This window comes from Phenylobacterium sp. (genome assembly GCF_036501465.1).
Taxonomy (GTDB): domain Bacteria; phylum Pseudomonadota; class Alphaproteobacteria; order Caulobacterales; family Caulobacteraceae; genus Phenylobacterium.
The window spans coordinates 27,428-45,732 of sequence record NZ_DASYAF010000172.1; the positions used below are offsets into that span (position 1 = coordinate 27,428).

At 71.1% G+C, this 18,305-nt stretch carries 20 protein-coding genes; 11 read left to right on the forward strand and 9 right to left on the reverse strand.

The window, feature by feature from the left end; genetic code table 11:
- Nucleotides 1-16 precede the first annotated feature (16 nt).
- Nucleotides 17-769 carry a glycine zipper domain-containing protein gene (locus VGL85_RS20430; protein WP_331590869.1) on the forward strand — a complete coding sequence of 251 codons (753 nt, stop codon included), beginning with the start codon at nt 17-19 and terminating at the stop codon, nt 767-769.
- A 39-nt stretch (nt 770-808) separates the two neighbouring features.
- Here the strand turns inward: VGL85_RS20430 and VGL85_RS20435 are convergent, their stop codons facing one another.
- Entirely contained in the window at nt 809-1,750 is a 942-nt protein-coding gene (locus VGL85_RS20435) for a hypothetical protein (protein WP_331590870.1), read from the reverse strand.
- Nucleotides 1,751-1,778: 28 nt separating this feature from the next.
- The gene (locus tag VGL85_RS20440; RefSeq protein WP_331590871.1) at nt 1,779-2,429 is read right to left on the reverse strand and encodes a J domain-containing protein; all 651 of its coding nucleotides are present in this window, start codon (nt 2,427-2,429) and stop codon (nt 1,779-1,781) included.
- A 52-nt stretch (nt 2,430-2,481) separates the two neighbouring features.
- Between VGL85_RS20440 and VGL85_RS20445 the strand changes: the two genes are divergently transcribed.
- The 5 genes from VGL85_RS20445 (at nt 2,482) to VGL85_RS20465 (ending at nt 7,053) form a co-directional block, all read left to right on the forward strand.
- A complete protein-coding gene (locus VGL85_RS20445) occupies nt 2,482-2,754 on the forward strand; it encodes a BolA family protein (protein ID WP_331590872.1) in 273 nt (90 codons plus the stop codon).
- 58 nt (nt 2,755-2,812) lie between these two features.
- Nucleotides 2,813-3,319 carry a 2Fe-2S iron-sulfur cluster-binding protein gene (locus tag VGL85_RS20450; protein WP_331590873.1) on the forward strand — a complete coding sequence of 169 codons (507 nt, stop codon included), beginning with the start codon at nt 2,813-2,815 and terminating at the stop codon, nt 3,317-3,319.
- Nucleotides 3,316-4,266 carry a xanthine dehydrogenase family protein subunit M gene (locus VGL85_RS20455; protein WP_331590874.1) on the forward strand — a complete coding sequence of 317 codons (951 nt, stop codon included), beginning with the start codon at nt 3,316-3,318 and terminating at the stop codon, nt 4,264-4,266. The genes VGL85_RS20450 and VGL85_RS20455 overlap by 4 nt, the downstream gene beginning before the upstream one ends.
- Nucleotides 4,263-6,527 carry a xanthine dehydrogenase family protein molybdopterin-binding subunit gene (locus VGL85_RS20460; protein WP_331590875.1) on the forward strand — a complete coding sequence of 755 codons (2,265 nt, stop codon included), beginning with the start codon at nt 4,263-4,265 and terminating at the stop codon, nt 6,525-6,527. The genes VGL85_RS20455 and VGL85_RS20460 overlap by 4 nt, the downstream gene beginning before the upstream one ends.
- 163 nt (nt 6,528-6,690) lie before the next feature.
- Complete coding sequence (locus VGL85_RS20465) at nt 6,691-7,053, forward strand: hypothetical protein (RefSeq protein ID WP_331590876.1); 363 nt, start codon at nt 6,691-6,693, stop codon at nt 7,051-7,053.
- Nucleotides 7,054-7,112: 59 nt separating this feature from the next.
- Here the strand turns inward: VGL85_RS20465 and VGL85_RS20470 are convergent, their stop codons facing one another.
- From VGL85_RS20470 to VGL85_RS20490, 5 genes are all read right to left on the reverse strand, one after another.
- Entirely contained in the window at nt 7,113-8,351 is a 1,239-nt protein-coding gene (locus VGL85_RS20470; RefSeq protein ID WP_331590877.1) for an MFS transporter, read from the reverse strand.
- 338 nt (nt 8,352-8,689) lie between these two features.
- A complete protein-coding gene (locus tag VGL85_RS20475) occupies nt 8,690-9,067 on the reverse strand; it encodes a response regulator (protein ID WP_331590878.1) in 378 nt (125 codons plus the stop codon).
- A 126-nt stretch (nt 9,068-9,193) separates the two neighbouring features.
- A complete protein-coding gene (locus VGL85_RS20480; protein WP_414695313.1) occupies nt 9,194-10,474 on the reverse strand; it encodes an HlyC/CorC family transporter in 1,281 nt (426 codons plus the stop codon).
- Complete coding sequence (gene aroB, locus VGL85_RS20485) at nt 10,474-11,583, reverse strand: 3-dehydroquinate synthase (RefSeq protein ID WP_331590880.1); 1,110 nt, start codon at nt 11,581-11,583, stop codon at nt 10,474-10,476. The genes VGL85_RS20480 and aroB overlap by 1 nt, the downstream gene beginning before the upstream one ends.
- Nucleotides 11,580-12,158 carry a shikimate kinase gene (locus VGL85_RS20490; protein WP_331590881.1) on the reverse strand — a complete coding sequence of 193 codons (579 nt, stop codon included), beginning with the start codon at nt 12,156-12,158 and terminating at the stop codon, nt 11,580-11,582. Before VGL85_RS20490 ends, aroB begins: the two co-directional genes overlap by 4 nt.
- Before the next feature lie 81 nt (nt 12,159-12,239).
- Between VGL85_RS20490 and VGL85_RS20495 the strand changes: the two genes are divergently transcribed.
- Both VGL85_RS20495 and VGL85_RS20500 read left to right on the forward strand, forming a co-directional pair.
- On the forward strand, nt 12,240-13,571 hold the full coding sequence (locus tag VGL85_RS20495) for a hypothetical protein (protein WP_331590883.1): 1,332 nt from the start codon (nt 12,240-12,242) through the stop codon (nt 13,569-13,571).
- The gene (locus VGL85_RS20500) at nt 13,568-14,545 is read left to right on the forward strand and encodes a tyrosine recombinase (RefSeq protein ID WP_331590884.1); all 978 of its coding nucleotides are present in this window, start codon (nt 13,568-13,570) and stop codon (nt 14,543-14,545) included. Before VGL85_RS20495 ends, VGL85_RS20500 begins: the two co-directional genes overlap by 4 nt.
- Nucleotides 14,546-14,614: 69 nt before the next feature.
- Here the strand turns inward: VGL85_RS20500 and VGL85_RS20505 are convergent, their stop codons facing one another.
- Nucleotides 14,615-15,517, reverse strand: a complete 903-nt coding sequence (locus tag VGL85_RS20505; protein WP_331590885.1) for a hypothetical protein — start codon at nt 15,515-15,517, stop codon at nt 14,615-14,617.
- 211 nt (nt 15,518-15,728) lie between these two features.
- Between VGL85_RS20505 and VGL85_RS20510 the strand changes: the two genes are divergently transcribed.
- The 3 genes from VGL85_RS20510 to VGL85_RS20520 all read left to right on the forward strand — a co-directional run bounded on the left by VGL85_RS20510 (nt 15,729) and on the right by VGL85_RS20520 (nt 18,171).
- Complete coding sequence (locus VGL85_RS20510; RefSeq protein WP_331590886.1) at nt 15,729-16,691, forward strand: acetyl-CoA carboxylase carboxyltransferase subunit alpha; 963 nt, start codon at nt 15,729-15,731, stop codon at nt 16,689-16,691.
- Nucleotides 16,692-16,713: 22 nt separating this feature from the next.
- Nucleotides 16,714-17,094: a VOC family protein gene (locus VGL85_RS20515; RefSeq protein WP_331590887.1), complete on the forward strand. Its 381-nt coding sequence runs from the start codon at nt 16,714-16,716 to the stop codon at nt 17,092-17,094.
- Nucleotides 17,095-17,175: 81 nt separating this feature from the next.
- Entirely contained in the window at nt 17,176-18,171 is a 996-nt protein-coding gene (locus VGL85_RS20520) for a nitronate monooxygenase family protein (protein ID WP_331590888.1), read from the forward strand.
- Here VGL85_RS20520 and VGL85_RS20525 read toward each other — a convergent pair.
- Nucleotides 18,168-18,305 (reverse strand): integrase core domain-containing protein (locus tag VGL85_RS20525; RefSeq protein ID WP_331590662.1); only part of this gene is annotated, 138 nt, incomplete at its 5' end. The genes VGL85_RS20520 and VGL85_RS20525 overlap by 4 nt on opposite strands.

Consider the following 18,305-nt stretch of genomic DNA (forward strand, 5'->3'; position numbering starts at 1 on the left):
CGTTGAGGAGATCGAGATGAAGCCATCGCAAGTCGGCGCGAAGCTCGTCGCCGGGACGTTGGCGTTCGGGCTGGCGCTCGAAGCCACGGCCGCCGCCGCGCAACCGCCGCCGCCGCCGTCCGGATACTACCAGGGGCAGCCGCCGCCCTCGGGCTATCAGCCGCCGCCGCCCGGCTACCAGACGCCGCCCGCCGGCTATCAGCAGCCCTATGGCGGCCCGCCGGTCGGCTCGCCCTACGGCGCCGCGCCGCCGCCCGGCCAGTACGCCCCGCCGCCGCCCGGCTATGAGCAGTCCGGGGCCGTCTACGACGACCGCGCCCAGCGCGCCGACCGCGACTACGCCGACCGCTATTCCCGCTGGGCCGCGCAGTACTGCATGGACAAGCGGGCCAACAACTCCGCCGCCGGCGCCATCATCGGCGGCATCCTGGGCGCGGTGGTGGGCTCCAACGTTTCCGGCCGCCACTCCAAGACCGGCGGCTCGATCATCGGTGGCGCCCTGGGCGCCACCGCCGGCGCCGCCATCGGCCGCAACGCCGCCGAGCAGTCGGGCGCCTGCCCGCCCGGCTACTACATCCGCGCCGGCGCGCCGGCCTTCTACTACGGCGGCCCGGCGGTCTATGTCGGCCCGGCCTGGTACAATCCCTGGGCCTTCGAGGGCGGCGTCTGGGTCTATCGGCCCTACCGCTACTGGTACTGGACCCACGAGTCCTACTGGCGCCCGGGCTGGCGCCCCGGCCCCTGGGACTACCACTACCGCCGCTACTGATAGGACGGATCCGCCTCGCAATGTCGATGGTCCGCGGCCCTAGGGCGCCGTCGCCTTGACCTCGTGCAGGATGTGGCTGCCGATCTCGCTCTGCTGGGCGTGGGCGAACAGTTCCGGATTGGTGGAATAGAGGCCCTTCAGATAGGCGACGTCATAGGTCGACAGCCCCGCAGGATCGGGGCCGGCCGGGCAGTCCGGGTTCAGGAAATCGACGATTGTCGGCAGCTCGCTGCAGCCCTTGGGCGCGGTCCCGTGCGCCAGGGCGAGCATCGCTACGTCGTCGGAGATCGCCCCGATCTGATGGCCGACGATCTTGCTGGCGTCGACCACCACCAGCACCGCCATGATCTGGCTTTCCAGCCGCACGGAAAGCCGGCTGCCGGCCGTGCCGCCGGGGGTCGGGCGGAACTCGTCGTCGGGCTCCGGCAGGCCGCCCTCGGTCTTGGTTCCGGTCATGTACCAGGCCTGGAAGGGGTGCTCCATGCGCGCCAGCCGCTCGGCCTGGGCGGCATAGTGGAAGCCCAGCATCTTGGGGTGATGGCGGCGCACGTCGTCCATCAGCTTCTGCGGCTCGGTGGTGAAGACGATCAGCAGGTTGGCCTTGCAGGGGAAGTTGCGGTTCGGGTGCTTGTCGACCGGCGCGCCCACGCCGGCGGCCACCAGCTTCACCCGCGCCGAGACATAGGCGTCGAAGGCGGGCGGCAGGCCGCTGGTCTGCGGGCACACGGGCCCGCCCCAGCGCGAGAGCTGGCCGATCCGGCTCTCGGCGCTATGGGCCTGGACGAAGTGTTCGACCAGCGTCGGCAGCTTCTCCTGCTCGGCCTTCGGCGCGATGACCGTCAGGCCCTCCACGGTCGTGCCCGCTTCGGCGGTGGGCGGAGCATTGGCCGACGGCGTCGGCGATTGGGCGGGCGCGCTCGCCCAGGCCGCGCCGGCGCTCAGCAGGGAGGCGGTCAAGCCGGCCAGGATCGCGTTCCTCATCGCCATCGCCTCCCGCGTTTTCGCCACCCTACACCATGCCGGCCTTGCGCAGCGCCTGGTAGGCCTTGATCACCCGCTGCAGGCGGTTTTCGCCGGCCCGGTCGCCGCCGTTGGCGTCCGGGTGCAGGCGGCGCACCAGTTCGGTGTAGCGGGCGCGGATCGCCGGGCCCTCGGCGTTGGCGTCCAGGTCCAGATCGGCGAGCGCGTTGCGTTCGATCTTGCCGAGGCGGCGGTCCTCCGGTTCGGCGACCGGCTTGCCGGCGTTCTTGCCGAACAGGTTGTAGGGGTCGCGATAGCCGTCGCCCTTGCGGAACTTGGCGGAGAAGGCGGCGGCCTCGCGGCTCATCCGTCCGGCCTTCATCTCCCAGGTGGGCCGCCCGCCGGTGAACAGCTCGTCCTGCTGGCGCCGGCGGATTTCGCCCTCGCTCAGGCCGGCGAAGAAGTTCCAGTTGCGGTTGTACTCGGCCGCGTGCGGCTGGCAGAACCAGTAGTGCTCGTTCAGCATGTCGCGCGATTTCGGCGCCCGCGCGGTGGCCGCGCGGCGGCACCCGGGATGGTCGCAGGCCCGCTCGCCGGGCTTCAGCGCATGCACGTCCTGGGCGCGCGCATCCTCCTCCTCCGAGGGCGGGCGCACCCGGATATCCACAAAACGCGGCTTGTATTGAAACGCAGCGGCCATGGGCCAAGTATGGAGGCGAGATAATCCCTTTCAAGAATTGAAGATGCGGCCGATGGGCGCCATATTCGACGCCATCCAAACAAAGCTCACCGACGCCTTCGCGCCCATCCGGCTCGAGGTCGAGGACGATTCCGCCCGCCACGCCGGCCATGCGGGCGCGCGGCCGGGCGGCGAGAGCCACTTCAACGTGACCATCGAGGCGGCTGCCTTCGCGGGCCAGGGCAAGGTCGCCCGCCAGCGGATGGTCTACCGGGCGCTTTCCGAGGAGCTGGCCGGGCCGGTGCATGCCCTTTCGGTGAAAGCCTTGGCGCCGGGCGAAGCTTAGGGGCAATATCCGTAGGCTGCCTCCGTTTAGAGTGGGCGGCGGAGGAAAGGCAGGTCGGGTGAAGACCACCATCACCGTCAACGGCGAGCCGCGCGCGCTGGATCTCGATCCGCGCACCACCCTGCTCGACGCGCTGCGCGAGGCCCTGCGCCTGACCGGCGCCAAGAAGGGCTGCGACCACGGCCAGTGCGGCGCCTGCACGGTGCTGGTGAACGGGGTCAGGATCAACTCGTGCCTGTCGCTGGCGGTGATGCACGACGGCGATGATGTCACCACCATCGAAGGCGTCGGCGCGCCCGATCGCCTCGCGCCCATCCAGCAGGCCTTCCTCACCGAGGACGCCTTCCAGTGCGGCTACTGCACGCCCGGCCAGATCTGCTCGGCGCTCGGCATGCTGGCCGAGGTGGCCGAGAACTGGCCCAGCCAGGAGACCGCCGACCTGACCGGCCGGGTGCGGCTCACCGACGACGAACTGCGCGAGCGCATGAGCGGCAACATCTGCCGCTGCTCGGCCTATCCGCAGATCGTGGCGGCGATCCGCTCCGCCGCCGGAGACCTGGCATGAGGCCGTTCACCTACGAGCGCGCCGCGAGCGCCGAGGCCGCGGTGAAGGCCGCCGCCGACCGTCCGAACGCGCGCTTCATCGCCGGCGGCACCAACCTGCTGGACCTGATGAAGCTGGAGATCGAGACGCCCGCGCACCTGATCGACGTCGGCCGCCTGCCGCTGGCCGCCATCGAGGAGACCGCCGAGGGGGGCTTGCGCATCGGGGCCATGGCCAGCAACAGCGCCGTCGCCGCCCATGCCGCGGTCCGCTCGCGCTATCCGGTGCTGACCCAGGCCATCGTCGCCGGCGGCTCGCCGCAGCTGCGCAACAAGGCCAGCGTCGGCGGCAACCTGCTGCAGCGCACCCGCTGCGCCTACTTCTACGACACCGCCAAGCCCTGCAATAAGCGCGCGCCCGGCTCCGGCTGCGGGGCGCTGGAGGGGCTGAACCGCAACGCCGCCATCTTCGGCGCCAGCGAGGCCTGCATCGCCACCCATCCGTCCGACATGGCGGTGGCGCTCTCGGCTCTGGGCGCGACGGTGGAAACTCTTTCCAATCAAGGTGATAGACGCCGCCTTGAACTCGATGAACTTCACCGCCTGCCCGGCGAGACGCCGCAGGTCGAGACCGCGCTGGCCCCCGGCGAGCTGATCACCGCCGTCGTCCTGCCGCCGCCGCCGGCTGGCGGACAGGCCTACCGCAAGGTCCGCGATCGCGCCTCCTATGCCGCGGGCCTGGCCAGCGTCGCCGTCGCCGACGGCCGCATCGCCCTGGGCGCCGTGGCGCCCAAGCCCTGGCGCGCCGCTGCGGCCGAGGCCGCGCTCGCCGCTGGCGCCTCGCCCGCCGAAGCCATCGCCGCCGAACTGGCCGGCGCCCACGACCGCGGCCGCAACGGCTTCAAGATCGACCTTGTGGCTCGGCTGGTCCCCGCCGCCATCGCCCAGGCCCGGGGAGAGCGGCCATGAGTTCGGTCATCGACTGGGAGAACACGCCCAATCCGGTCAAGGAGAACCGCGGCGGCGTCATCGGCAAGCCGGTGGACCGCTACGAGGGGCCGCTGAAGGTCACCGGGACCGCGCCCTACGCCTACGAGGTCACCCCGCCGTCGCCGCCGGCCTATGGCGTCATGGTCTCCGCGCCGATCGCCAAGGGCCGGATCACCGCTGTCGACACCGCCGCCGCCGAGGCCGCCCCCGGGGTCCTGCTGGTCTGGACCCACCGCAACGCCCCGGCCCAGGGGCCGCGCCCGGCGCGCTACGACTTCTTCACGCCGTCGCCGCGGCCGGCGCTGGAAAGCGACCAGGTCCACTACTTCGGCCAGCAGGTGGCGGTGGTGGTCGCCGACACCCTGGAGAACGCCCAGGCCGCCGCGGCCCTGGTGCGGCTGTCATACGCCGAGGACCCCAAGGCGGTGGTCCTCGCCCAGCACCACGCCGAAGCGGTCCAGCCGCCCGGCGAGTCCGACGTCGAGATCGGCGACTTCGAGGCCGCCTTCGCCGCCGCCCCGGTCACCGTCGACGACGTCTGGAAGACGCCGCTGCAGAACCACTGCCAGATGGAGCCCTGCGCCACCACGGCCTGGTGGGAGGGCGAGCAGCTGACCGTCCACACCTCGGTGCAGATGGTGCGCTTCGCCCAGAACTCGCTGGCTGAGACCCTGATGATGCCGCACAAGCAGGTGCGCCTGCTCACCCGCTACGTCGGCGGCGGCTTCGGCGGCAAGGGCTCCTTCTACGAGGACCTGGTGCTGGCCTCGCTGGCCGCCCGGGAACTGGGCCGGCCGGTGAAGATCGCCTTCTCCCGCCAGCAGATGATGCACGGCACCGTCCACCGCCCGGCCACCGAGATCCGCGTGCGCCTGGGCGCGACCCCGGACGGGCGGCTCACCGCCCTGTCGCTGATGACCACCACCCACTGCGACCGGCGCGGCAATTTCACCGAGCACGCGTCGAACTTCGCCCGCAGCCTCTATGCGGCGCCCAACCGCCTGACCGGCCATCGCCTGGTGCGGCTGGACCTGCCGGTGGCCAGCGCCATGCGCGCCCCCGGCGAGGCCTCCGGCACGCTCAGCCTGGAAGTGGCCATGGACGAGCTGGCGGAAAAGCTCGGCATGGATCCCGTTGAGCTGCGCATCCTGAACGAGCCGCAGAGCGATCCGGAGACCGGCAAGCCGTTCTCCATCCGCCAGCTCGTCCGCTGTTTCCGCGAAGGCGCCCAGATGTTCGGCTGGGACCGGCGCAACCCGATTCCCGGCCGGGAGCGCGACGGCCGCTGGCTGGTGGGGATGGGCACGGCCGCGGCGATCCGCGGCAACTTCCTGTTGCCCGCCAAGGCCAGCTTCACGGTGGACGCGCAGGGCGTGGTCACCGTGCGCCAGGGGATGACCGACATCGGCACCGGCACCTACACCGTGCTGGCCCAGATCGCCGCCGAGACCCTGGGCGTGCCGCTGGCCGACGTGCGCGTGGAGATCGGCGATTCCGAGCTGCCGCCCGCGCCGGGCTCCGGCGGCCAGTTCGGCGCGGCGACCGCGGGGTCGGCGGCGCTGGACGCGGGCATGAACCTCAGGACGGCGATCGCCGAGCTGGCGGCGAACGATCCGGCCTCGCCGCTCTATGGCGGGCCGGCTGGGGCCGTGGTCTTCCAGGACGGCGTCGTCGCCATCGGCAACCGCTCCGAGCGGCTGGCCGACCTGATCGGCCGCAACCGCCCCGACGGCCTCACCGCCGATGGCGAGGTGCGCCCGGCCGCCGACGCCAGCCAGTGGAGCTCGCACACCTACGGCGCCCACTATGTGGAGGTCGGCGTCGACCCGGTGACCGGGGAGGTCCGCACCCGGCGCATGCTGGGCGTCTTCGCCGCCGGCCGCATCCTCAACTGGAAGACCGCGCGCAGTCAGCTCACCGGCGGGATGATCTGGGGCGTGGGCTCGGCGCTCACCGAGGGCAATGCGCCGGACCCGCGCTACGGCTCGCTGATCAACCAGGACCTGGCGAGCTACCTGGTGCCGGTGCAGGCCGACATCGGCGAACTCGACGCCATCATGCTCGACGAGGTGGACGACAAGGCCAATCCCATGGGCATCAAGGGCGTCGGCGAACTCGGCATCTCCGGCGCCGGCGCCGCGGTGGCCAACGCCATCTACAACGCCTGTGGCGTGCGCGTGCGCGACTACCCGATCACCCCCGACAAGCTGCTGGCGGGGATCATCGCGGCGGGGGGATAGCGGGCCTCGATCGGCGGACCCGATGGAGGTCGGCGATTGGCGGGGAGTCGCCTTGCTGCGGGGCCGGCGACCTCGTCGTTTGTAACGCTCAGTCGGCGGCAGGCTGTCCGCCTGGGAAATGCCGGATAAGCTCGGCGCTCCGCGCCCACGATCGGAGGGGGATATGAAACTCGCAAGCTTCGCCGTTCTGGCCTCGTCGATGGCGTTCATCGCGGCGCCGACTGCCGTACTGGCGGCGCCCGTCTATCTGGTCTGTTTGTTTTCGAGCCCGGATATGCCTGAAGAAGAAGACTACACGCTCAATGAACAGGCGGGGACGATCACCTATACCGGTCCAGGGACCTATACTCCTACGTTTCGGGCGGCGTTTACGCCAGACCGGGTCGTATTCAGAAATCAACTCCTCACAACCTACACCTTCAACCGAGTTGATCTCTCGGTCGCAGTCAAGAATACGTCCGGAGCCGGCATGGATGTTCGCGGCCAGTGCAAGCTTAGGACGCCGCCCGCCAAACGCGCGTTCTAGGGTCCGACCGCGGTTCGACGGCCCGGATGTCCGCAATGTCGGAAGGGGACCTCGGCCCGCTAGACCGCCAGCTTCTCCGGAACGGCCGCCGTTTCCAGCCGGCCGGCGCGCAGCCAGCCCAGCACCGGCAGGGCCAGCAGCGCACAGGCGGTGAGGCTGACCAGCGCGTCCATCAGGAACGATCCGGAGACGTCACCGGCGAGCTTGTAGCCGTAGCCGTCGAGCATCTGCATGTAGGCGTAGGGCAGCACCGCGGCCGTGCCCAGCAGGCCGAACTGGCTGGAGGCGAGCGGACTCCCCTCCTGGATGGACCGGAAGATGATCGCATTCTGCGAGACCTGGGCGACGCTCTGCGCCGCGTTCTCGCCGATCACCGCCAGGAGATAGGTGGCCGGCGTGCGCGGCAGCGCGAGCAACGACAGGGTGAAGGCGGCGCCGAGGCTGCCGACCCCCAGATAGGCCAGCGGCGCGGGCGCGCGCCGCAGCAACTGGCGCGCGGCGAGCGAAGCGACAAGGCCGATGAGGGTCGCGCCGACGCCATTGGCCACGTCGACCAGGCTGTCCGAGGCGTGGAAATCCCGGCCGATCCCGCCGAAGGCGTTGGTCAGGGTGAAGGCGGCGCATGGCAGGGCGAACATCAGGATGATGCGCAGGACCTGGGGCCGGCGCGCCAGCTGCGCGACGTCGACGGCGAGCCTCTTGAAGCTTTCGCGCACCGCCTTGCGGCCGGCGTCGGCGGCTGGAAAGAACCGGATGATGGCCAGCGGCGCCAAGGCGAGACCGGCGATCGCCGCGGCGCCGAACGTCGTCGGCAGGTGCGTCATGAGCCAGTACTGGGAGACCGCTCCCAACCCGAATCCGAACGAGTTGCCGATGGCGAACCAGGTCCCGATCGTCGCATCGCAGCTCTTGGGCAGACCCGCGCCCAGCCACCCGCCGATCGCGGCGTTGTAGAGGCTGATGACCAGCGCATCGATGGCCAGGACCGGGGCGAGCATCGAGCTCGCCTTCGGCATCGCCAGCACGAGGAAGGTCAGCGCCGCCGACCCGAGGGCCAGTGCGACCGTCCATGTGCGGCGACTCACCAGCGTGTCGAGAATCGGGGCGATTGCAAACGTGGCCAGCGCCATCGCGGTCGCCAGGCCGGTGAGGCCGGCGATCACAGGCTCAGCCACCCCGCGCGCCGCCAGCAACTGGGGGATGGTGACCAGGACAACGGCGTAGGCGAAGCCGTAGGTCGCGTTGGTGAAGCCCATCAACCAGACCAGCTTGGGGCGTTCGTCCGCCAACGCTTCCATCGACCCGATTCCCCTGCGGATTCCGAACGGGCCAGCCCCGGAGCGACCTTAGGCGGACTCCTCAAAGGACGGCAATGGGTCGGAACCCGTCCTTGGTCTCCTGGTTTTCGGGGACTTGTTCCAGAAGGGAACGACAGTTCTTCGCCGCCCGCGTCTAACGCCGTGTCGGATCGTACCTATCTCGGGTGTCTTGAAAGCGAGGCTTTCGAGATTTCAGGAGACGGGACGTGAAACTGATACTGCCATTGGCCACGCTGGCGGGGGCGCTGACCCTGCTGGCGACAAGCTGGAGTTCGGCGCTCAGCTACCTCTAGCCGACCCCCTCTAGCCGACCGTCTCTAACCGACCCTGGCGCGCAGTTCGCCCAGCACGCGGGCCAGGTCGCCTTCGCGGAAGGGCTTCTGCAGGACCGGCGTGCCCCGGTCCGCCTCGCGCAGGCCCGCATCCCCATAGCCGGTGGCGAAGGCGAAAGGGGCGCCCTTCTCGCGCAGCAGGTCGGCCACCGGGAAGATCGGCTGGCCGCCCAGGTTCACGTCCAGCACCGCGCAGTCGATGGTCGAGCTCTTCACCAGGTCGATCGCCTCGTCCAGGCGCGAGGCGGGGCCCACCACGGTGCAGCCGAGATCGCTCAGCATGTCCTCGATCAGCATCGAGACCATCATCTCGTCCTCGACCACCAGGACGCGCAGGCCCTTCAGATCGGCTAGCTCGCTCATTCGGAAGATCTCCCGGCGCCCGCTCGCAGCGATGCGGGGACGCCGCCGCCGCGCACTTCGTCCCCCAATTGCACGGGCGCCATCATGACGCGTATCGCGCTCCTGGCAAACCACATGCGCTAAGGCCTAGTCGTCCTGGCGTTCGTCGCGCGGCCAGATCTGCAGGCGGGTTATCCGGTTGGCCTTGCGCTCCAAGACCGAGATCCGGTGGTGATGGAAATGGAAGCTCTGGCCGGACTCGGGAATCCGCCGCGCTTCGTGGATCAACAGGCCGGCCACCGTCACCGCCTCGTCGTCCGGCAGGTCCCAGTTCATCGCGCGGTTCAGGTCTCGGATCGTCAGAGATCCGTCCACCAGCACCGAGCCGTCGTCGGCGGGGCGCAGCCCGGCCATGGCGACGTCGTGCTCGTCCTCGATCTCGCCCACGATCTCCTCGAGGATGTCCTCCAGGGTCACCAGGCCCTGCAGGGCGCCGTACTCGTCCACCACCAGGGCGAAGTGGATGCGCCGCTTCAGGAAGGCGGCGAGCTGATCCTTCAGGCTGGTGGTCTCGGGGATGAACCAGGGCTCGCGGATGATGGCGGCCATGTCCACCGCCTCGATCCGCCCGCCCGCCTCGGCGATGGCGGCCAGCAGGTCCTTGTTGTGCAGCACGCCCACGATGTTCTCCGGCTCGTCGCGATAGAGCGGCACGCGGCTGTGGCCGCTCTGCAGGATGTCGTCGACGATCTGGGCCGGGGTCTGGTCGGCGTCGATGGTGGCGATGGCGTTGCGGTGGACCATCACCTCGCCGACGTCCATCTCGGCCAGGTCCAGCACCCCGCCCAGCATCCAGCGGTCGTGGCTCTCCACCAGGCCCTCGGCGTGGTGGTATTCGACGGCGCCGCGGATCTCCTCGTGGGCGGCCAGCACGTCCATCTCCATGCCCAGGTGCACCCCGAACAGCTTCAGCGTGCCGCGGATCACGTACTGCACGCCGAAGATGATCGGCCCGAACAGCCGCACCACCAGATAGGTGGGGAAGGCCAGCAGGCGGGCGATGTCGTCGGAGCGCAGGATCGCCAGCGTCTTGGGCAGGATCTCGGCGAAGACCAGGATCAGCACCGTCATCACCGCCGTGGCGGCCGCCACGCCCCAGGCGCCGGGGATCACCTTGGCGAACACCGAACTCGCCAGCTCGGTGGCCAGGATGTTGAAGATGTTGTTTCCCAGCAGGACCGCGCCGATCATCATCTCGCGGTCGCCCAGCAGGCGGTTGACGCGGTGCGCGGCGCGGTCGCCGTCGCGCTCCAGCTGGTGCATGCGCGCGCGGCTGGCGCCGGTCATCGCCGTCTCGGCGGCGGAGAACAGCGCCGAGGCGGCCAACAGGCCGAACACGATGGGCGCCAGCGCCATCAGCGCGGCCATCAGACGGCTCCCTCGCTCTTCAGGAAGGCGGCGACGGCCTCGGCGTCGACGTCCTTCGCCACGAAGGCCTCGCCCAGCCGGCGCGCCAGGATGAAGGTCAGCCGCCCGGCCTGCGCCTTCTTGTCCTGGGCCATGTGGCGAACCAGCCGCTCGGCGGCGAACGGCTCGGCGCTGATCTCGGCGAGCCGGGTGGGCAGGCCGGCCGCGGCGATGGCGGCGGACGCGCGCGCCGCCTCCTGCGCCTCGCACAGGCCCTGGGCGGCGGAGAAGCGGAAGGCCAGCCCCATGCCGGCCGCCACGCCCTCGCCGTGCAGCAGGGCCGTGCCGTAGCCGGTCTCGGCCTCCAGGGCGTGGCCGAAGGTATGGCCGAGGTTGAGCAGCGCGCGGCGGCCCTGCTCGGTCTCGTCCTGCTCGACGATCTCGGCTTTCATCGCCACGCAACGCGCCACCGCGTGGGCCAGGGCCTGCGGCTCGCGCGCCAGCACCGCGGCGCCGTTGGCCTCCAGCCACTCGAAGAAGCCGAAGTCGCCCAGCAGGCCATATTTGATCACCTCGGCGTAGCCGCAGCGCATCTCGCGCTCGGGCAGGCTCGACAACACATCGAGGTCGGCCAGCACCAGCCGGGGCTGATGGAAGGCGCCCACCAGGTTCTTGCCGCGCGGGGTGTCTATGGCTGTCTTGCCGCCCACTGAGGAATCCACCTGGGCCAGCAGGGTCGTGGGGATCTGCACGAAGTCGATGCCGCGCTTGTAGATCGCCGCGGCGAAGCCGGCGAGGTCGCCCACCACGCCGCCGCCGAACGCCACGATCACGTCGCCGCGGTCGAGCTCCAGCGCCAGCAGCCGGTCGGTGATCTCGGCCAGGCCCTCGAAGCTCTTGGTCTGCTCGCCCGGCGGCACGACGATCGGCGTGGCGGCGATCCCGGCCCGGGTCAGCGCGCCCATCAGCCGCGCGCCATGCAGGCCCCAGACGGTCTCGTCGCTGACGATGGCGGTGCGGCGGCGCTTCATCAGGGGCGCGATGGCCTCGCCGGCCGCGTCGATCAGGCCGCTGCCCACCCGCACCTGATAGCTGCGCGGGCCCAGCCCCACCAGAATCGCTCGGCTCATGGGCTCGGAACTCCCGGCGCCGGGACGGGGGATGCGGATTGGGCCAAGTGGGCGCTGAGCGCGGCGAGCACCTGTTCGACGGTGACCTGATGGGCCGCGTCGCCGGTCTCCACCACCACGTCGGCCTCGCCATAGGCGGGGTAGCGGGCGGCGGCCTGGACCTGCAGCACCTCTAGCGGGTCCTTGCCGACCAGCAGCGGGCGGGTGTCCTTGCGCGACACGCGCCGGGCCAGCACGTCCAGGTCGGCCTTCAGCCACACCGAGATCGCCTGCGACTTGATCAAGGCGCGGGTCTGCTCGTTCATGAAGGCGCCGCCGCCGGTGGCCAGCACATGCGGCTCCTGGTCCAGCAGGCGCGCGATCACCCGGCGCTCGCCCTCGCGGAAAGCGGACTCGCCCAGGTCGGCGAAGATGTCGGAGATCGAGCGGCCGGCCGCGGCCTCCACCTCGGCGTCGGTGTCGCGGAACGGCAGGTTGAGCGCGCCGGCCAGGCGCTTGCCCACGCTCGACTTTCCCACGCCCATCAGGCCGACGAGGGCGATGGTGCGGCGGCGCAGCGGTGCATAGCGGTCCATGGACGGCCTCAGATGACCACGGGGGGTCTACACGAGGGCGCGCCCTCGCGCCAACTTCGCGCGCTCGCTATGATCGGCCCGATGACTCAGATCTTGCGTCGCTCCCTGCGCCTCGCCCTGATGGTGGTCGCCCCGATCCTGGCCCTGGCCCTGGCCCTGGCGTCGGCGGGCGCCGGCCGCGCGCAGGACGCCGCCCAACCGCCGCCGCCGATCGCCACCGCGCCCTCCGAGACGCCGCCGGCCCCGCCGCCGCCCGCCCAGACCGCGCCGCGGCCGCCGGGCGTGGAGGTGACGACGCTGGCCGCCCCCGACGCCTTCACCACCCCGGGGCGCGACACCGGCCTGCCGGCGACGCTGTGGCGCGGCGCCTCGGCCAAGACGGTCAAGGCCGTGCTGCCGCTGCTGGCGACCAAGACGCTGTCGCCGGCCGGCGCGGCGCTGGCCCGGCGCGTGCTGGCCACCGGCGCGCCCGGCCCGGCCGGGATCGGCGACGACCCCGGCGTGGTCGCCGCCCGCGCCGAGGCGCTGCTCGTCCAAGGCGATCCGCGCGCGGCCGCCGCCATCCTCTCGCGCGCCCCGGGCATCGACCGCAACGCCGACCTCGCCCACGCGGCGGCGGAAAGCGCGCTGCTGGCCGGCGACGACGCGCGCGCCTGCACCGTGGCCCAGGGCCTGGGGTCCGGCCGCGACGATGTCTACTGGCTGCGCCTGCGCACCTATTGCCAGGCGCTCGCCGGCCACACCGACCAGGCCCAGCTCACCTTCGACCTCGCCCAGACCCAGGCGCGCGACCCGGTCTTCGGCCGGCTGATGAGCGCCAAGATCTCCGGCGTCGGCAACCCCGGCGCGGCCAGCCTGCGCAACGGCCTGGACCTGGCGCTCTCCCGCAGCCTCGGCCTCGACGTCGACGCCGGCAAGCCCGCGCCGGAGGTGGCCGCGGCCCTCTCCAAGGGCGATCCCGAGCCGCCGACCTTCGATCCCGCCGCCTTCGGTCCCGACATCGCCCCGGCGGTCCAGCAGATCGTCGACGGCAAGCCGGTGACCTACGGGGCGTTCATGTCGGTGATGAACGGCATCGCCAATACGCCCAAGGCGCCGAACCGCGCGGCCTCGGCGGCGCTGCTGATCATGGCCCTGGGCGACCTTTCCGCCGCCAACGCCAGCGACCAGCTGGAGGACTGGGCCGTGCCGGAAGGCCGCGCCCCGGTGGGCCGCAATATCGCCCTCGACGCCGCCGCCGACCGCAAGCTGGCGGGCGAGGCGGCGCTGCTCGCGCTGTGGGCCTGCGCCGACGCCGGCCCGGCCGGTCCGGCCATCGGCGACCGCATCCGCATCGTGCGCGCCCTGCACCTGGTCGGACTGGAGCCGGAAGCCCGCGCCTTCGCCCTCGAAGGGCTGCTGAGCCTGAAATGAGCGGGCCCGGGGACGGTCATCGGGGCCCGGCCTGGGCCGAGGCCTTCCTGGAGATGATGTCGGTCGAGCGCGCGGCGGCCAGGAACACGCTCACCGCCTACGCCCGCGACCTCGCCGACGCCGCGGGCTTCCTGGCCGGGCGCGGCGGCGACCTTTCCAGCGCCGCGGCCGGCGACATCGAGGCCTATTTCACCGATCTCGGCGTGCGCGGCCTTTCCCCCGCCACCGCCTCGCGGCGCCGGGCCGCCGTGCGCCAGTTCTACCGCTTCGTGCTGGGCGAAGGCTGGCGGGCCGACGATCCCTCGCGCCGCGTGGAGGCGCCGAAGAAGGGCCGGTCGCTGCCGAAGGTGCTGAGCCGCGCCGAGGTCGACCGGCTGATCGCCGCCGCCGCCGCCCGCGACGGGCAGGACGGGGCAGATGGCGCGGGGGGCTTGCGGCTGGCCTGCATGGTGGAGCTGGCCTACGCCTCGGGCCTGCGCATCTCCGAGCTCACCAGCCTGACCCTGGCGGCCCTGGCGCGCGACCCGGCCTATCTCATCGTCAAGGGCAAGGGCGGCAAGGAGCGCCTCGCGCCGCTGAACGCCGCCGCCCGCGCGGCGGTGAAGGCCTATCTGGAAGTCCGCCCGGGTTTCCTGCCCAAGGGCGACCCAAAAACAGGCTTGGGGGCCAACCCCTGGCTCTTCCCGTCACGCGGCAAGGGCGGGCGGCTGACGCCGCGCCGCTTCGCCCAGCTTCTGGACGAGGCCGCCGCCGACGCGGGCATCGACCCGGCCCGCGTCAGTCCGCACGTGTTGCGCCACGCCTTCGCCACCCACCTGCTGGAAGGCGGCGCGGACCTGCGGGTCGTGCAGACCCTGCTCGGCCACGCCGACATCGGCACGACGCAGATCTACACCCACGTCGCCTCCGACCGGCTGGCCGAGGTGGTGGCCAGCAAGCACCCCCTGGCGCGCAAGCGCGCCAAGGAGGCTTAGGCCACGCGCAAGCGCGCCAAGGAGGCTTAGGCCACGCGCACGCGCGCCAAGGAGGCTTAGGCTGCAGCTCTAGCCGGTGACCCGGTAGCGGCCGTCGGCGTCGGGGCAGACGCGCACATAGCGATAGTCGCGGCCGTCGCGGTCCACCGGCGCCGCCGCCAGACGGCAGTGCATCCGCTCGTAGTAGGCATAGTCGTAGCGGCCGCTGCGGAACCCCGGGTCCTCGCGATAGGCGATGGTGTCGTTGTACGAGAAATAGGGGCCGCGGCTGTCGCACTTGTACTTGTCATGCGCATTGCCGATGGCCGCGCCGACGCCGCCGCCGATCACGCCGCCCAGGACGGAGTTCTCGGTGTGCCGGCCGGCCGCCGACAGGTTCGAGCCGAGCGCCGCGCCGGCGATCGCGCCAAGGATCGCGCCGGCGGTGGCGCCGGAGTGGTCGTTGCGGCAGGCCACGGCGACCGGCGGCGGGGCGACATAGGCGCTCGCGCGGCCGTAGCGGTCGGCATAGACCGGCCCGTCATAGGGGCCATAGCGGGCGACGTCCCAAACCGGCGCCGGGCCGTAGACGCGGATGTAGGCGCCGTAGCCGTAGCGGGCGTCATAGTCGGCGCGGGCGCGTTCCCAGGCGGCGCGGCGGTGGTCATAGGCGCGACGGGCGGCCTGGTAGTCGGCGCGGCTCACCTCATAGGCGTCGCGCCGCGCGTCATAGGCGTCTTTCCGCGCGTCGTAGGCGTCCTTGCGCGCCTGATAGTTCTGCTGGTCCTGTTGGTACTGCTGCTGTTGCTGCTGGTACCCAGGGGCCGGCTGGTAGGACGGCCCGGGCGGCGGCCCGTTCTGCGGGTCGCGCTGGTAGTCCTGCGGCGGGTACTGCGGCTGCTGGGCGAAGGCGGGGGCGGTCGAAAGCGCTGTGGACAGCGCCAGGACCGAGGCCATGCCGACCTTCGCGGCGGTCTTGAGGTAAGTGGTCATCTCGGGTCTCCGGTTTCTCCTCGGACGCGCAAGGCGGTGTCGGCGCCTTAAGGCTGCGCATCCCGGCGGGTGGAACCCCTCAGGGCGCCGACGGTTGCCACGGCCGCGGTTGATGATGGGAACCGTGGCCCTCGGGCCCGCGCTCTTGTGACGCGGCGCCATCCCGCCTAGTTTCCGGCTCCGCTTCCACGGCAGAGGACTCAGGTTTCGGATGGCCGCGCACTACCTCGAATTCGAGCGGCCGATCGCCGACATCGAGACCAAGATCGAGGAACTGTCCAAGCTGTCGGAAACCTCGGGCCAGGGGAATTTCGACGCCGAGATCGAGGCCCTGCGCGCCCGCGCCCAGGACATGCGCCGCGAGGCCTATTCCCATCTCGACGCCTGGCAGAAGGTGCAGGTGGCCCGCCATCCCGACCGGCCGCACTTCGTGGACTATGCGGCCGGCCTGATCGACGAGTTCGTGGAGCTGAAGGGCGATCGCACCTTCGCCGACGACCAGGCGATCATGGGCGGCCTGGGCCACTTCCGGGGCCGTCCGGTGGTGGTCATGGGCAACGAGAAGGGCCGCGACACCGTCACCCGCGTGAAGCACAACTTCGGCTACGCCCGGCCCGAGGGCTACCGCAAGGCGATCCGGCTCATGGAGCTGGCCGAGCGGTTCAAGCTGCCGGTGGTGAGCTTCGTCGACACCACCGCGGCCTATCCGGGCATCGCCTCGGAGGAGCGCGGGGTGGCCGAGGCGATCGCGCGGTCGACCGAGATGAGCCTGCTGCTGGGCGTGCCCATGGTGGCCATCGTCACCGGCGAGGGCGGCTCGGGCGGGGCGCTGGGCATCGCCTGCGGCTCGCGCGTGCTGATCCTCGAGCACGCGGTCTATTCGGTGATCCCGCCGGAGGGCTGCAACTCCATCCTCTGGCGCGGCGCGCGCACGCCCGAAGAGGCGGCCAAGGCGATGAAGATCACCGCCCAGGACCTGCTGGCGATGAAGATCGTCGACCGGATCATTCCCGAACCGCCCGGCGGCGCCCACTCCGACCCGGAAGCGGCCATGAAGGCGGTCGGCGACGCGGTGGAGGAGGAGCTGGCGGCGCTGGACGGCCTGACGCCGGACGAACTGCGCAAGCAACGCGCCCAGCGCTTCTACGCCATCGGCCGGGCGGGCCTGCAGTAGCCCGCCACTCGGGAGACGCCACATGGTCGGGATCGCGTTTCGCTATATCGTCGATGACGTGGAGGCGGCGATCGGCTTCTACCGCGACGACCTCGGCTTTCAGCTGGACATGCATCCGGCCCCGAGCTTCGCGGCGCTCTCCCGCGACGGGGTCTCTCTCTACCTGAGCTCGCCGAGCGCCGCCGGTGGCGGGGGCCAGAGCGTGGACGGCATGGCGCCGACCCCCGGCGGCTGGAACCGCCTGCAGCTGGTGGTGGACGACCTGCCGGCTTCGATGGCGCGCCTGAAGGCCGCGGGCCGGCGCTTCCGCGGCGACCTGATCACAGGCGTCGGCGGCGACCAGGCCCTGGTGCTGGACCCCTCCGGCAACCTCGTCGAGCTGTTCCAGCCCAAGCGCCGCTGAACCCCGGGTCTCGACGCCTATTGCCTGACGTCGCGTCTGCGGGTTGAGTGTTGTCCAAACAACTGTTTGGAGGGGCGATCCATGGCGCTCAAGACGCGGTTCACCGAGACCTTCGGGATCGAGCATCCCGTGGTGCAGGGCGGCATGCAGTGGGTCGGCCGCGCCGAGCTGGTGGCCGCGGTCGCCAACGGCGGGGGCCTGGGCTTCATCACCGCGCTCACCCAGCCGACGCCGGAGAAGCTGACCGAGGAGATCGCCCGCTGCCGGAGCCTGACCGACAAGCCGTTCGGCGTGAACCTGACCATCCTGCCGGCCATCAAGCCCCCGCCCTACGCCGAATACCGCCAGGCGATCATCGAGGCCGGGGTGAAGATCGTCGAGACCGCCGGCAACAAGCCGCAGGAACACGTCGACGAGTTCAGGAAACACGGCATCAAGGTGCTGCATAAGTGCACCTCGGTGCGCCACGCGCTCTCGGCCGAGCGGATGGGTGTCGACGGCATCTCCATCGACGGCCTGGAATGCGCCGGCCATCCGGGCGAGGACGACGTGGGCGGGCTGATCCTGATCCCGGCGGCGGCCGACAAGGTGAAGATCCCGATGATCGCCTCCGGCGGCTTCGGCGACGCGCGCGGCCTGGTGGCGGCGCTGGCCCTGGGCGCCGACGGCATCAACATGGGCACCCGCTTCATGGCCACCGTCGAGAGCCCGATCCACGAGCAGATCAAGCAGCAGATCGTCGATAACGACGAGCGCGCCACCAACCTGATCTTCCGCACCATGCGCAACACCAGCCGCGTGGCGAAGAACGACGTCTCCGACCAGGTGGTGGCCATGGAAAAGGAAGGCGCGACCTTCGAGCAGGTGCGCGAGCTGGTGGCCGGCGTGCGCGGCCGCGTGGTCTTCGAGGACGGCGACCAGAACCACGGCATCTGGTCGGCGGGCCAGGTCCAGGGCCTGATCCACGACATTCCCACCTGCGCCGAGCTCATCCACCGCATCGTCCGCGAGGCCGAAGAGATCATCAACGGCCGCCTGGAGCGGATGGTCGGCAAGCGGGCGCTGGCCGACGCCTAGATGTCGTTTCCAAGAAGGTTGTTCACACGCTGCCAGGGTGTGAGGCCTGCGATGCCGGAGTGTGGGCGATCGAGGTTGTAGGCGTCGGTCCAGGCTGCGACGGCCTGGGTTCGTTCGGCCGAGGAGCGGTAGGG

What these genes read in the sequence shown, in the direction of transcription:
- VGL85_RS20515 (WP_331590887.1), top strand. Translation starts at nt 16,714, where the DNA reads ATGGTCGGGATCGCGTTTCGCTATATCGTCGATGACGTGGAGGCGGCG.
- VGL85_RS20455 (WP_331590874.1), top strand. Translation starts at nt 3,316, where the DNA reads ATGAGGCCGTTCACCTACGAGCGCGCCGCGAGCGCCGAGGCCGCGGTG.
- VGL85_RS20520 (WP_331590888.1), top strand. Translation starts at nt 17,176, where the DNA reads ATGGCGCTCAAGACGCGGTTCACCGAGACCTTCGGGATCGAGCATCCC.
- VGL85_RS20480 (WP_414695313.1), bottom strand. Translation starts at nt 10,474, where the DNA reads ATGGCCGCGCTGATGGCGCTGGCGCCCATCGTGTTCGGCCTGTTGGCC.
- VGL85_RS20505 (WP_331590885.1), bottom strand. Translation starts at nt 15,517, where the DNA reads ATGACCACTTACCTCAAGACCGCCGCGAAGGTCGGCATGGCCTCGGTC.
- VGL85_RS20500 (WP_331590884.1), top strand. Translation starts at nt 13,568, where the DNA reads ATGAGCGGGCCCGGGGACGGTCATCGGGGCCCGGCCTGGGCCGAGGCC.
- VGL85_RS20465 (WP_331590876.1), top strand. Translation starts at nt 6,691, where the DNA reads ATGAAACTCGCAAGCTTCGCCGTTCTGGCCTCGTCGATGGCGTTCATC.
- VGL85_RS20475 (WP_331590878.1), bottom strand. Translation starts at nt 9,067, where the DNA reads ATGAGCGAGCTAGCCGATCTGAAGGGCCTGCGCGTCCTGGTGGTCGAG.
- VGL85_RS20510 (WP_331590886.1), top strand. Translation starts at nt 15,729, where the DNA reads ATGGCCGCGCACTACCTCGAATTCGAGCGGCCGATCGCCGACATCGAG.
- VGL85_RS20430 (WP_331590869.1), top strand. Translation starts at nt 17, where the DNA reads ATGAAGCCATCGCAAGTCGGCGCGAAGCTCGTCGCCGGGACGTTGGCG.
- VGL85_RS20445 (WP_331590872.1), top strand. Translation starts at nt 2,482, where the DNA reads ATGGGCGCCATATTCGACGCCATCCAAACAAAGCTCACCGACGCCTTC.
- VGL85_RS20495 (WP_331590883.1), top strand. Translation starts at nt 12,240, where the DNA reads ATGACTCAGATCTTGCGTCGCTCCCTGCGCCTCGCCCTGATGGTGGTC.
- VGL85_RS20470 (WP_331590877.1), bottom strand. Translation starts at nt 8,351, where the DNA reads ATGGAAGCGTTGGCGGACGAACGCCCCAAGCTGGTCTGGTTGATGGGC.
- aroB (WP_331590880.1), bottom strand. Translation starts at nt 11,583, where the DNA reads ATGAGCCGAGCGATTCTGGTGGGGCTGGGCCCGCGCAGCTATCAGGTG.
- VGL85_RS20490 (WP_331590881.1), bottom strand. Translation starts at nt 12,158, where the DNA reads ATGGACCGCTATGCACCGCTGCGCCGCCGCACCATCGCCCTCGTCGGC.
- VGL85_RS20440 (WP_331590871.1), bottom strand. Translation starts at nt 2,429, where the DNA reads ATGGCCGCTGCGTTTCAATACAAGCCGCGTTTTGTGGATATCCGGGTG.
- VGL85_RS20460 (WP_331590875.1), top strand. Translation starts at nt 4,263, where the DNA reads ATGAGTTCGGTCATCGACTGGGAGAACACGCCCAATCCGGTCAAGGAG.
- VGL85_RS20435 (WP_331590870.1), bottom strand. Translation starts at nt 1,750, where the DNA reads ATGAGGAACGCGATCCTGGCCGGCTTGACCGCCTCCCTGCTGAGCGCC.